This is a genomic window from Suilimivivens aceti, from assembly GCF_025567405.1.
Classification (GTDB): domain Bacteria; phylum Bacillota; class Clostridia; order Lachnospirales; family Lachnospiraceae; genus Suilimivivens; species Suilimivivens aceti.
The window spans coordinates 1-12787 of the sequence record NZ_JAOQKJ010000009.1; the positions used below are offsets into that span (position 1 = coordinate 1).

Here is a 12787-nt window from a genome sequence, read left to right on the forward strand (position 1 = left end):
ATTTGTATCGTCACTTTCACTGCTGTAATTTATTCTGTTTGTAATCAACTTTCCCCCTCACACGGGAATTTCAAAAAACTATTGAGGCGCAGAAGCACTGTATCTCAAACTCTTTGAAATACAATGCTTCCCTGCATTTTCTATATCGTCATGTTGATACCACTACTTTATGAATCCCCCACATAATCCATCTGATAATACTTCAATTCTTAGTTTTTTCCAAAAAAATATATTGATGTTTCATATTGCCAACTGTATTTTCTTTTCTCTGTTCTTCCCCTTAAAGTGAAAAGTTCCCTGCACAGGCCACAGTGAACCATACCATAGTTCACCTGACCGGCGCAGTAATCCCTTTGTGCCTATTTTATGATTTCATAGAGCAGGCTGCTCTTTCCTCCGTTCTCACGCCATCTCTGCTTTTTTTGTATAAATCCTGCACACTCCAGATCGTGGATTGCACGCTTGACCGTACTTACAGACAGGTGCAGCTCTCTGGCAATGGTACCGATTGCCGGATAGCATGTCCTCTCCCTGTCCGCACGAGTCTCCAGATACAGATAGACCGCCACCGCCCTGTGTGGCAGCTCCGTTTCATAGATTTCTTTCCTAGTCACCCTGCCTCCTAATCTTCCGTCCGTAAGGTCTGCCGCATCTTTTTCATGGTGTCCGTCAGCGGTGTCTGCTGCATGCCTCCTGTCCTTGCCGTTTCTGCAGGTGTCTCGTCTGGTTCTTCCATACAGCACATATATCTCCGTATGATCTCCTCTTCAATTTCCTGCTTGTCTGCGTATGCTACCTTTCTTGCAGATTTTTCTTCAATCTCATAGGGTTCTTCAAATGTGATGCCCCATTTTAAGAACAGTTTCAGTTTTGTCCGCATAGGGTGAGTCCCAGTCTTTGATACGATAAAGTTTCCTTTGGGCAGTGACTTCAATTCATCCGCTGTCATGAGCGGTCTTTGGATCATCTGGAGGGACTGGCTCGGATCATTCTTTCCCCGGCTGATGGAACCGGACATGACGGTTTTGCTGCCCAGGCTCTTGGAGAGCACTTCCGCTGATTCCGAGTTCGGTGCGAACCCTCCGAAGATGGTATCCTGACAGTTATCAATAATGATTTCTGCGCCCTCTTTCCCATAATTCTTATTAAGCTGGGCAAAGGACTGAATCATGGGTACGATACTCACCCTTCTGGATCGGGACGCTGAGAACATCATCTCTGCACTTTCAATCTTCGGAATCGTTCCGACCTCATCCCAATAGAAAACTACACGGTTGTCCAGTTTTCCTCCGTTCTCGTCTGCCACCACGAGGATTTCCCGGTAGAGCTGCTGTAAGATCAGAGAAATAATAAAATACTTTGTATTATCCTCCTCCGGCATGACCAGAAACACCGCCGTCTTTTGTTTACAGAAAAGCTCTGCATCAATAGCGGTATCAAAACAGAGTATCTGCTCCAGCTCGGAATCCAGAAAAGCATTCAGTCTGGATAGTGCTGTGGAGAGAACCGACTGCATGGACTGCTCTGCTGTATTTAAGGCTGCCCCTGCAAACCATTTCGCCTTGTGGGTATCCGGGAGTTTCGCCAGAAGTAGCTGGAACTGGTTTTTCCCTTTCACTTTGGATGGTGCAAGTAAATCCTGTATCAGTTTGAACACGCTGATGATATGCCTCTTTCCATCCGGGCAGAATTCCGCAATGAGCAGGATGGCAGCCGTCAGCACGCCTTCTGCCGCATCATAGAAAAATGCATTCTGTCCATAGCTGGAACTGTCCGTACCACCGGAGGAGATAATGGTCTTTGCCGTGATCTTTGCATACTTTTCTGCTTTTGCCTTGGCACTCAAGTCCGTATGGTCTGCAAGATACTCATCCATGTATTTGTTGACCAGATGGAGCATATTGTCACCATCGCTTCTGGTCGGATTACGGAGATCGATGACTGCCGTATGGTAGCCATAGTATTTTTTTGCAATGCCTGCATAGTTGCGGTATAAGTCTCCCTTTGTATCCGTGGTCAGGAAACTCATTCCACAGGCACAGGCATATTCAATGTTGGGATACAGAAAATGTGCGGTCTTTCCGACTCCTGCCGCGCCAATCATCAGGCAATGCACATCCCCGGTATCCACCAGTGCGTATAGTTTTCCTGCCCGCTCCATGCTGCCGAGTACCAGTCCCTGTGCAGCCGGCAGGTTCTCACCCCTGCGCCACAGCTCCGGTTCATAGGGCACCTGCACATAGGTTTCTGCGATTTCCTTTTTCGTGGCAAATCTCGCCGTTCCATGCTGACCGTCCCCGACAGTCCTGCTCTTGATTCCGTTTAATGTATAATAGTGTGACAGAAGTGACACGCCTCCAATCACGGAAAACATTGCCACCCCTGCGATCACCAGCATCACGACTGGCTGCATAGCATCATTCCTCCCTCCTGATGTTCCATTTTCTGTTCCTTCACAGTCTGTTTTGCCGGCTTCATCTGCTCTTCCCCGCAGTCGATGGCAACAAAAATATGAGCCCGGATGCATTCCATCGCAAGGCTCATACATTTTCTGGCAAGCAGTTCCTGATCTTCTTTTTGTTCTAAGTCTTTTGTATCGAACACCTCCAGTGTTTCTTCAAAGGCTGCCTGCATCTGCCGGATGCGGGTGTTGAAGTTTCCCTTGTCTTTATGCGGCTGATAACGCTTTGACAGATTTTCCAGTATCTGGTCTGCACTAGTTTCCCTGCCAAGTGCGATTCCCTCTTTTTCCATGCACCGCACAAGCACTCCGGTCAAAAGCATCCCCGGTCCGTCAAAGGCATCCATAAGCTGTTCCCTGCCCCTGCCCTTTTTCAGTTCATTATAAATATCCTGATAATAACGGCAGATATAACTTCTGTTGGCATACTTGATGTTGATGGATTCCGTCACTTCTTTCAGCACCTCTGTCCATGCCCTGCATTCCATGACTCTCGGATGCTCCTGTGCCGGAATTGTTTCCTCACCATATCTGCCTTTTAAATCCTCATTCCAGTCTTTGCAGGCTGACTGTAACCTCTTTACCGCACCATATCCATTGCGTACCAGAATCTCTGCCAGTCTGCCGCACGCCTCTATGCCTGCCGGATCATGGTCAAGGCACAGCACAACCGTATCCAGTCTGGGATTGTCTTTCAATGCCTGCAGCATGGCATGCTCTGCCACACCGTTTAAGGTGATATAACTGTTCCCCTGCCAGTTCTCTGGATACAGGGAAAGAAATGATAACAGGTCAATGGGTGCCTCAAACACATACAGTCTGTTCCCGGTTCCCCTGTATCCAAATCCGTAGGCAGCTTCCGAGCCTTCCTGATTCAGCCGGAAGCTCCTGCCGTCAGAACAGCTCCCCTTCACATGGATATGCCGGATTTTCCCCTCGCTGTCCAGTCCGGCAAATACAATGTTGTGATGCTCCGCAGATTCATATATGGTTCCTGCCTTCGCAAAATACGAGAGGATTTCCCTGTCAATATGACGTTTCTGCAGAAGATATGCATAGACTCTCTTCATGGTCGGATTTTTCTCCGGCAGTTTCAGTTCCTTTGGCTCTTTCGGTTCTTTTCTTTCCTCTGTCTGTTCTTTTTCTACAGACTGCCGTCCTTTCTCCGCTCTTCCCGGTTTTCTTTTTGTCTCCTGTCCTTTTCCCCGTTCAATAAGCTGCCCCTGTTCTCCATCCAGCAGGTAGCTTACCGCCTCCGGGTAGGACATCCCAAAGAATTCCTGCATGAAATCAATGGCATGGCTTCCAACCTGTCTGCTGTGGCGATACCAACTGCTCCCCCGGAAAGTCACACTCCTGTGCCGTTTCCAGCGCCATTCATTCCCGGAACGCTCCACCTCCTCATGCTCCCGGCGAAGGATGTCCGCAATCTGTACTGCATTGGCACGCTCCTTCTGTTCCTCTGTAAAGTAAATAAAATCTCCCAATCGTACCTCCTCTCATCATTTCTACCACTCCTCCAGTGATCACTGTGTCTGTACCATGTCCTCATGGTCATCCACGGCATGTCCCTGTGCAATCTTCTTCTGCCGGATTTTTCGTGCCAGCTTTCTGTCAATCCCCTGCCTGCGTCCTCCACTCTTTCTTCCAGCCACATTCTCTTCGATGATATGTTCCAGATGCCGCATGAGCCTTGTTGCCATTAAGAACAGATCGGGGTGTGGCATATCATTCCAGTGTTCTAAAAAATACGCTGCATAAATATTTCCCTGCTCTGCGGATTTTAAAAAATAATCGTATGCCAGTTCCTTGTCCTGCTGGACATCCTTTCCGATCAGATACACTTTCCCAAGGGCATATTGTGCATACTGGTTTCCGGTGTCTGCCGCCATCTTCAGATAATGCAGTGCCAGTTCCGTGTTCTTTGGCAGTTCTTCTCCGGCAAGATAAAGTTTCCCTAACCTGTATGCTGCAAATTGATTTTTCTGTTTCGCAGCCAGTGTCAGATACTGTATGGCTGCCGGAATGTTTTTAGTGTCCTCTTCCAGATATATTTTCCCAAGCTGATACTGTGCATAGCTGTTTCTGGCATCTGCGGCACGTTTCAGGTGGAACACTGCTTTTTCCATGTCCTCTGCTACCAGTGTGCCTTCCCTGTACAACCGTCCGATTGCATAATCCGCAAACGGATTTTCCTGTGCGGCTGATTCTTCCAGCCACTTTACCGCTTTTGCAATCTTTGCGTAATCCGGTGCTGTCCCAGACTCCCCGCTTAACTTTTGGCTCTCCTGTCTGATATAGAGTCTGGCAAGCTGATAGGAGGCATGGGTGTTGCCATAATCAGATGCCTTTGTCAGATAATGTTCCGCTTTCGTTTCGTCTGCCTCTGTCCCGATCCCATGCAGATACATGCAGCCGATACGATACCAGAGCGTATCATCCTTTGATCTTTTCTCAAGATTCAGAAAACCTAGAAAGGCTACACGATAACAATTTTCCGACTTTTCCTGATTTTTCTCTGTTCCGCATCCTGTCTCATACAGTTTTCCAAGTTCATACGCCGCATAGGGATTTCCCTTGCTGTAAGAACGGAACAGCAGACTATATGCGGTTTCCTCATCCTGCTCCACTCCTTTCCCCTGCAGATAGAGCATGCCAAGGGAATAGAGCGCATACTTATGTTCCTTTGCTGCCGCCTTGGAAAACCACTCCCCTGCCTGTTCCAGTTTCTCGTCTGTACCAAGTCCGTACTGATACATTTTTCCAATGCGGTATTCCAGATAGGTGTTACTTTTCTTCTGCTCTACATAATGCATTGCCGCCAATGCTTTTTTGTACCACACATCTGCCTTTTCTTTGTCTGCCTCACATCCAATGCCCTGTGCATAAATCTTTCCCATGTCGTGCATGGCATACGCATTTCCCTGCTCTGCCTCTTCCAGCATGATCTCATGGGCTGCCTCCTCATCCGGTTCTGCCTCCATCGTGCCATAGAGATATTCCCTCGCTTCTTTATACCGGTCCGTCCATCTGGCAAAATAAGAAACGGATTCCCCATGCTCTTCTTCCTGCCTGTCTGGTTCCTGCTCCTCCATCTCCGTCTGTCCAGGCAGGATATCCGACATGTCCTCTCCCTGCAATGCGGCAAGGCTTTCTGTCTGCTGTTCGGATACTTCTTCCAGCCGTTCCATTCCCGTTTCCGCTTCTTCCAGATACAGATACCCTTCTCCAAAACGGACTGCCTCACGGATGACCATGTTTTTAACGCTCTTTAGCTCCTTCTGCTGTGACAGCGGTATCATCTCTATTTCCGAATCTTTATAGTAATGCTGTATCTCCTCCCTGCTTTTTTGCCATGCCTGATAGCATTCTGCCACACGCTCTTCCTTTTCCAGTTCATCTACAATGTCATTTACGATGGCTTTCACATCTGCTTTCAAGTATCCATATACCTTTTTCCCTCCGGTATTTTTTAACCGTCTGGATAAAAGCTGCATCTGCTCTGCAATCTTGAGATTATGACAGACTCCCTCCTGCATTTGCTGCAACAAAAAAAGCAGACTTTTTTCTGCCTGCTCTTTTAACTGGTTTCTCTGTTCGGTTGCCTTCTCATAGATGCTTAGAAACTCCTGCCGGAAAATATCATGTGCGTATGCAGAACGCATGGCATCAATTCCCTTTGCCGTCAAGTATCCCTCGGACGGATCAGAAGAATAGACCACCAGATGCACATGGGGATGATGGGATTCATTGTGGAATGCCGCATACCATTTCAGGTTCCGGCTGTCTATCTTACAATTCTCATACAGCAACTGCACCCTGCTCCTCAACAGTGCCTGCCACTGGGCGGCACTGTCATAGCCTAACCGCTCGGCATCCTCCCTCCGCAGGCTGATGACATTCGTCCAGATCACACCGGGATGATTTGCCACCTCTTCTGCCACACGGGACAGCACCACTGGTTCTCCCTCATTTGAAAACAGACCGTGAGTACCTATGATTTCTACTCCCGGTCTGTTTGCCAGATAATCCATATAATTTTTCTTTTTCGCTATGATGTCAAGGTTATTCTCCAGCGCCTGCGTGATAAACTCAGATGCATTTTCTCTGGTTGGTCTTTGGATATAATCGTGATACTCATGCATCCGGTTCGCATCGGGAATCTTCGACAGAATATCTGCAATCAGACTTTTCTGCCGGTCGGTGGCTGGCAGCGAAGATGTCGTGCTGGCTACCTTCTCCACGCCTTCACGGGTGCCGATGTAATTGATGTAATTGGCAAGGTGTGCGGGCGGGGAGTTTTTGAGGTAGTTGCAGCGTAGGATAAGTTTGGGCATGGTGTCCTCCTTATTGGTCTGTCCCTAATTCCTTTTTCAGCTTTTCTGCTATTTTATTGAAATAATCTCTTTCTCCAATAAAATGCATATCGCCAACTGCCTGATATATATTCAATATTTCCAGAACACTCTTATAGTCGTTGCCTCCTCTTTTGTTTTCAACAAGTGCTTTCACAACATCATCAAATCTGCTTTTATCCTTTTTATAGGTTGCCAGAAGCATCTCCAGATCATCTATTGTCATAATATAACATCTTGGATCTTGCTCAAATATTTCCGGCAATGAGCCGACTATCATCTGTGTATTGGTCATACTCTCATACAAAAGAAAAACCTTTATTACAGTTTTCTCTCCTTTATATTCCTGCTCTGATGCCTTCAACTGCTCATATGCCTCTTTTATGTTCCTGTTATAAAATATATCAATCTGCCCAACATCCGGCACCTGCTGTTTTGCTCCCAGTCCAAGTAATCCTGATTTTAATTCAAACAAAAATACCGCTTCATCCACTTCAACATAATAATCAGCACTCTTTTTTCTTTCCTCTGGAATCTTATGCCATGAATTCTTGGGCAGATATAAACCTGCCAGTTCTTCAAAGTAATCCTCAAACATCTCTCCAAAAGCAATTATAAATTTGGTTCCCCAATGATTGTTGTGATAGTAATCCCGAATCAGCCAGTACAATCCATCTGCTATCATCATCTGTACCAAATAGAAACTGACTGCAATCGTTTCTTTCGTCTTTTGCGTAATCACAAATGGTTTGTTGTAGAAAATCTGTTTTCGCAATGATGAGTTTCTCACCTGTTCATAGGTCACAGAATAATAACTTATAACCCGCTCCAGATTTTTCTTTGTCAGGATGCTATTTTCTTTTTTTCTATATAACTCTTCCGGTGCGCTTAATGGATCTGGATGAATAGAACACAGCCACCAGATAATCCATTCTACTGCTAACAATTCCTCTGCTGTAAGTCCAAATAATTCGTTTGTAATCACATTGATATCAACTATTTTTTTCCTGTTAATATTAGGCGAACCGATCAGCATATGGTAATTGCGGTTATAGTTCTGATATATCCATGCCGGATTTGCGTATTTAAATTGTTCATATGACATTCCCATCAAATATTTGAATATACTAGGCAGTCCATTATTTCCAATATATTCACTTCCTGAATGCTTATTTTCATACCCACGATACAGGTTGACCACTCTTCCTGCTAATTGTTCTGTCATAATATCATTTCTGTAATCATTGGAATTCGTGATAGAAAGATATGCCATGTTTGGAATATCCCATGCCGATAACATGACTTTTGCCTGCTTATGTATAAAACCATGCTGAATAATGTTTAAAGGAAATGTAATATTACATACCAAATGTTCATCTAATTTTTCTACTTGATTTTTATATATTTCAATAGATTTTTCTGCAAAAAAATAGATAAAATCTCTGGTAGCATAGTTCTTAATGAACCCTTCAAAATCTTTCAACTATGTTTCCTCCTCATAAATTCACAGATTTTAAGAGTACAGAAAAGACCACTACCGAAGTAATGGTCCTGTATTCCCTTCTGATAATTAATTTTTTTCTAACTCTCTCAACAACTCATCTGGGAGAATTACTTTTACTCTTGAATGCTTAAAATCAGCCGGATTTCGTGTAACAATATAATCTGCCATAGACTCAACTGCACATTCTTCCTGCAGACCATCTTCAAAATCTGAAAATGCATTGTTTTCCAATGCAGCTACTATCTTCTTTTCATTCAAGTCAGAAATCTGAAATATCTCACATAAATTTTTCAGAAGAAATCTTCTTTCTTCCTGACTGAAATTTTTTCTAAGAATATAAAACAAGTTTGGTATGCTATGTGCCGCAAGTATTCCTGTTATTTCCCTTGCCGCACATTTTTCCATAATTCTTTTTGCATCATCAGCATATGGTTCCCGATTGGCAAGTGCATCTATAATAATATTTGTGTCAACCAATATTACCATACTTTTCCTCCCTTGCCTCCTGTAATTCCTTGTCTGCGTCAAAATCTTCTGGTAATCTTCCGCTGAACTTCAGCACATTCTGGAGTGCTTCCATTGCCTGTTTCTTATCTGCAGGTCTGTTGGATGACATTTCCTCAAGATTCTGAAGAATATTAATCACATAAAACATTTTTTCATCTGGAATACGTTCTATCAATTCAACTGCCCGTTCCTTCATCTGTGTCATCATGTACCACTCCTTCCTTTTCTTTTATCATACTGTAAGTCTTACCGCATTTCAATAAATTATTTCTTAAAAACGATCCCCCTGCTGATATTGATATGCCTCCTCAAACCTCACTGCTCCATTGATCCGTTTCACCTCTTCTGCACACTTCGCCTGCAGCTTTCCGAGTGCCTGCTCATCCACACCATGGCTGTATGCGATCACATGGGACAGCTTGGAAGTTTCCACTGCAAGTTTATACATTGCACGAGCCATGCGGTTCTCGCTGTCCTTTACCGTTGCATGCATGACAGAGGAGATGGTTGTCAGCATATAATTTTCTATTTTCTCCGAAGTGAGATATCCGATATAAAACCGCAGTGCCCGATTGACGAATTCGTTTCGTGAACGCACATCTGCCTGTGGTAACAGGGCATCTACCTGCCCCAGCAGTTCTTCTTCAACGTAAAATGCTTTTCTGACTTTTTCCATTCTCCTCCATCTCCTTACATCTGCTGGCTCATTCCTGTACTCTGCTCCTCAGTTTGTTTCTGCACAGCCTTTAATATCATGCTCCTGTATGCTTCTTCGTTTTCCGCACTGATCGACATTTCAATTCCGTCCATCATATTTTTGACTCTCAGATTATCCGCAGCATAATAAAAGGTTTCACCACTATACTCTCCCCTTTCTCCATGCCTTGGAAATCCTATGTCACAAAATTCCTGCAGTTCTTCCTCTCCCTCCCGGAAATGGAATGATACCGTATCCTGTTCCATATCGATTTCAATTCCAAATGATGCCTGTTCTTTCACTGCAAGTTGAAACATCTGCTCTTTTTTAACCGCAGTAAATAATTCCTTTCCTTCTATTTCTTCCGGGAACAAATAATTGCCTTTCATCTGTTCCAGCATTGGTGCTGCACATAATCCTTTTTGTGGAGACATCGGGTCATTCAGCACACCTTTTAGACTATGCAGAAAATCAGCTACTGCAAAAGGGTAACTGAAACCTCCCGCATGTTCCGAAAAGAAATAGTGTTCCTTTCCGTTTTCGTGAACGGTATAAATTGCTTTTGTATTCATTTCATCCCTCCTCACAAATATCTACGATATGCTCACACAGTTTCTGCGGTATCACACTGCGCTCCCTCGAACCTTTCAGTCCCTGCGTTCCTGTCTTGCTTCCCCTCGGTGCCGGTACATGGCATGAATCACCGTTATGACACATCGGCAGAAATTCAGGGTTCGGATGATTCGTCCAGATATCAGTCGGTTTCATTCTGTTATCTCCATACTGGCAATAGGTCACTGTATATCTTGGCAGGTTCTTCATCCATTCCATCTTGCGCATGCCGCCTCTCGGATTCTCTATAAAATAATACTTTGGCTGTAGCTGCTCAATGAGTTCCAGCACATGTTTGTCTACCCTGTCACAGAATTTTGCATATGCACTGACCGGTTCAAGACTTCCTGTCTCTGGATTCTTTTTTCTGTGATGGCTGATCGCTGCAATACTAAAAGTAGCGCAGTCAGGACTCGCCCAGATGACATCCGGTTTTCCAAAAAGTTTTAAGATATCCTCCGCCGTCACCTTGCTGATGTCCTCATACAGATCAATGTTTTCAAAATCTTTTGACCATTCCACACTGAATACTTCATGTCCCCGTTGTTCAAAGGCTTTCCCGATGCTCCTTGTTCCTGCAAATAATTCCAATACTTTCATCGTCCCATTCTGGTAGTGGTGCGCACCTCACCCCATGGGACTACTCATTTCCTCCTTCTTTTTCCTCTGTCTATAGACTTTTTTCCTGTTTCTGCAAAAGGCATAACTTCTGCCGGCCTCTACTGCCTGATTGCACTGTAACAAAAATAAAAATGGCATAACCTTTCCGAATCTTCCAAAAAAGTTATGCCATGCTTAGAACTGCCCAACGGCTCTGCCGGTGGGTGTCTGACGGGTTAAGCCGCTCTTTTGCGGCATAACCCCTTTAACCTGCACTATTTTCGACCCTATATTTACAGCCCTAATTTCCCCGGTTTTTAGGCTTTCCCACGCTCACAAAAGCTGCCATTCCCGGATGTTTCAGTTATGTTTCTCCAAATCGGCTCACACAGGGCAGAACAAGTGCTGGTCGGTCACTTTATCCACTTTTGTAAAACAAGGGCACAAATCGGCTCACGGACGGTCACAGGGGGAGATTTGCTTTTCCTTCTCCCTGCTTTCCAACCGCCACTCCTCTGCTTTTACTCATTCTGCGCAGGCATTCCGGCAGATGCTCCAGTGCCTCTCGCAGTATTTTTATTGCTTTTCTTGATGGCTGCCGGAACATCTCCCCTGCTGTCGATGTATTCTCTCACGGCCTGGGGAACATATTTTTCATACATTTTTCCCAGCACTTCGTTCAATTCAGACTCAAAGTCTGCATCCTTTTTACCCATATACTGCTTGATCGCATTCAGCTTTTCCTCTTCATACTTGATGGTCACCACTGCCTGTTTCATGTTCATCTACCTCCGTATTTCCAAATAATTATTATATTTTTTCTGCCAAACACAGCACGGAAAGACATCCTGCTGTATCACATTTCCTGTATCATCCCATTGGTTTCAATCTGACTCTGGGCATTCAAATACTCCATCCACGAATCTCTTTCTACACCAAACAGACCATCATGAGAAAGGATTTCATTCCTGCTATCCAATGTGGCTTCGGCTCCGTCATTGTACAGCTTATGTAATACCAGTTCTGTATCCAGCAGTTCTAATGCCCTTTCCTTCGTAAGCGGAAGCATGCCATCCCACGTGTACCCGTAGTCATGCATCTCTTCCATACTTACCTTATCCGGCATTGGAATTTCTTCCTGCGATACCGCCACCACACGGGATAAGGTCTGCGTATCTCTGCTGTACTGATATACTTCATCTGATAAAATTTCAGTCGGAAGAAGCTGTGCGCGGTTCACCTCTTTTACCATTTCACGCAGTGTATCAAAATCTGTATCTTTTTCCTTCTTTAACAAAATACTTTCATGGATAGAGGATGGTAAAACCACAATGTCCCCACCCATCTCTTCTGCTATCCTGCTCATGACTTCCTTGTCAAACATATAAGCAGCGCCATAGTGTTTATCCTTATTAGTGAGGACATACATCTCAATAAGTTCTGCACCTTCCGGTATTTCATTATAACCAAGGGAACGTAATACTTTGCCCAAGGAAGCAAACTCCGGCGGAAAATAGTTATGCATATTGTCCCATGCCACTTCCTTTAATGTTTTTTCATCGATTCCCCACATTTCCAAATGGTTATTATGAATTAATACACTTCCCTTTTCTCCATTGGGAAGCTCCATATTGACTCTGTAAAGAAGAGCCAGATCCTCCCTCAGTTCATGCGGTACCTTCTCCAGCAATTCCTGATTCATCCCGGCATTCTGTACCACAACAAAAATGCTGTTCTTTACACTATCATACTGAAAACTTTCGATAGGAAATTCACTTACCTGCTCCATACTCTTCATGTACATGTCTGCTATTTTCTGTAAAATGTCATCCATCCTGGCTCCATCTGTATAGGCCTGATAGTATGGTTCCAGATAAATGACAGGTACAATATTGCTGTCTCCCTTAATGGAAAGTGCATCCCAAACCACGTCATTGTTCTTTCTCTGTTTCGTGATACTGATCTCATGCACACTATAATCCTGTGGCAAAAACTCTTTGATATGGTCTGCCACATATTGTTTAAAGCCTTCATAATTCATAAGTCTCTTA

12 protein-coding genes are annotated in these 12787 nt (G+C 44.5%); all 12 read right to left on the reverse strand.

What is annotated here, in order from left to right; genetic code table 11:
* Positions 1-359 precede the first annotated feature (359 nt).
* The 12 genes from OCV77_RS11325 to OCV77_RS11380 all read right to left on the reverse strand — a co-directional run bounded on the left by OCV77_RS11325 (position 360) and on the right by OCV77_RS11380 (position 12777).
* Positions 360-614 carry a helix-turn-helix domain-containing protein gene (locus OCV77_RS11325; protein WP_006859185.1) on the reverse strand — a complete coding sequence of 85 codons (255 nt, stop codon included), beginning with the start codon at positions 612-614 and terminating at the stop codon, positions 360-362.
* An 8-nt stretch (positions 615-622) separates the two neighbouring features.
* Positions 623-2413 (reverse strand): VirD4-like conjugal transfer protein, CD1115 family, encoded by a 1791-nt coding sequence (locus OCV77_RS11330; RefSeq protein ID WP_227061828.1) that lies wholly within the window; start codon positions 2411-2413, stop codon positions 623-625.
* On the reverse strand, positions 2398-3948 hold the full coding sequence (locus tag OCV77_RS11335) for a DUF3991 and toprim domain-containing protein (RefSeq protein ID WP_195441631.1): 1551 nt from the start codon (positions 3946-3948) through the stop codon (positions 2398-2400). The genes OCV77_RS11330 and OCV77_RS11335 overlap by 16 nt, the downstream gene beginning before the upstream one ends.
* A gap of 39 nt (positions 3949-3987) precedes the next feature.
* A complete protein-coding gene (mobP3, locus tag OCV77_RS11340) occupies positions 3988-6798 on the reverse strand; it encodes a MobP3 family relaxase (protein WP_262575206.1) in 2811 nt (936 codons plus the stop codon).
* Between the two features lie 10 nt (positions 6799-6808).
* The gene (locus OCV77_RS11345) at positions 6809-8116 is read right to left on the reverse strand and encodes a hypothetical protein (protein ID WP_262575208.1); all 1308 of its coding nucleotides are present in this window, start codon (positions 8114-8116) and stop codon (positions 6809-6811) included.
* A 270-nt stretch (positions 8117-8386) separates the two neighbouring features.
* Positions 8387-8806: a PIN domain-containing protein gene (locus OCV77_RS11350; RefSeq protein WP_006857304.1), complete on the reverse strand. Its 420-nt coding sequence runs from the start codon at positions 8804-8806 to the stop codon at positions 8387-8389.
* Positions 8790-9035, reverse strand: coding sequence for a hypothetical protein (locus OCV77_RS11355; RefSeq protein ID WP_006857303.1), 246 nt, complete (start codon positions 9033-9035; stop codon positions 8790-8792). The genes OCV77_RS11350 and OCV77_RS11355 overlap by 17 nt, the downstream gene beginning before the upstream one ends.
* Positions 9036-9098: 63 nt before the next feature.
* Positions 9099-9503, reverse strand: coding sequence for a hypothetical protein (locus OCV77_RS11360; RefSeq protein ID WP_055216305.1), 405 nt, complete (start codon positions 9501-9503; stop codon positions 9099-9101).
* 14 nt (positions 9504-9517) lie between these two features.
* Positions 9518-10096: a hypothetical protein gene (locus OCV77_RS11365; RefSeq protein WP_006857301.1), complete on the reverse strand. Its 579-nt coding sequence runs from the start codon at positions 10094-10096 to the stop codon at positions 9518-9520.
* Position 10097: 1 nt separating this feature from the next.
* Entirely contained in the window at positions 10098-10736 is a 639-nt protein-coding gene (locus OCV77_RS11370) for a DNA cytosine methyltransferase (RefSeq protein ID WP_006857340.1), read from the reverse strand.
* 521 nt (positions 10737-11257) lie between these two features.
* Positions 11258-11515, reverse strand: a complete 258-nt coding sequence (locus OCV77_RS11375) for a DUF6103 family protein (protein WP_119623208.1) — start codon at positions 11513-11515, stop codon at positions 11258-11260.
* A gap of 77 nt (positions 11516-11592) precedes the next feature.
* Positions 11593-12777, reverse strand: coding sequence for a DUF5688 family protein (locus OCV77_RS11380; RefSeq protein ID WP_119623207.1), 1185 nt, complete (start codon positions 12775-12777; stop codon positions 11593-11595).
* Between the last annotated feature and the right edge of the window lie 10 nt (positions 12778-12787).

What these genes read in the sequence shown, in the direction of transcription:
- OCV77_RS11360 (WP_055216305.1), bottom strand. Translation starts at nt 9,503, where the DNA reads ATGGAAAAAGTCAGAAAAGCATTTTACGTTGAAGAAGAACTGCTGGGG.
- OCV77_RS11365 (WP_006857301.1), bottom strand. Translation starts at nt 10,096, where the DNA reads ATGAATACAAAAGCAATTTATACCGTTCACGAAAACGGAAAGGAACAC.
- OCV77_RS11355 (WP_006857303.1), bottom strand. Translation starts at nt 9,035, where the DNA reads ATGATGACACAGATGAAGGAACGGGCAGTTGAATTGATAGAACGTATT.
- OCV77_RS11350 (WP_006857304.1), bottom strand. Translation starts at nt 8,806, where the DNA reads ATGGTAATATTGGTTGACACAAATATTATTATAGATGCACTTGCCAAT.
- OCV77_RS11375 (WP_119623208.1), bottom strand. Translation starts at nt 11,515, where the DNA reads ATGAAACAGGCAGTGGTGACCATCAAGTATGAAGAGGAAAAGCTGAAT.
- mobP3 (WP_262575206.1), bottom strand. Translation starts at nt 6,798, where the DNA reads ATGCCCAAACTTATCCTACGCTGCAACTACCTCAAAAACTCCCCGCCC.
- OCV77_RS11370 (WP_006857340.1), bottom strand. Translation starts at nt 10,736, where the DNA reads ATGAAAGTATTGGAATTATTTGCAGGAACAAGGAGCATCGGGAAAGCC.
- OCV77_RS11345 (WP_262575208.1), bottom strand. Translation starts at nt 8,116, where the DNA reads ATGTTATCGGCATGGGATATTCCAAACATGGCATATCTTTCTATCACG.
- OCV77_RS11330 (WP_227061828.1), bottom strand. Translation starts at nt 2,413, where the DNA reads ATGCAGCCAGTCGTGATGCTGGTGATCGCAGGGGTGGCAATGTTTTCC.
- OCV77_RS11380 (WP_119623207.1), bottom strand. Translation starts at nt 12,777, where the DNA reads ATGAATTATGAAGGCTTTAAACAATATGTGGCAGACCATATCAAAGAG.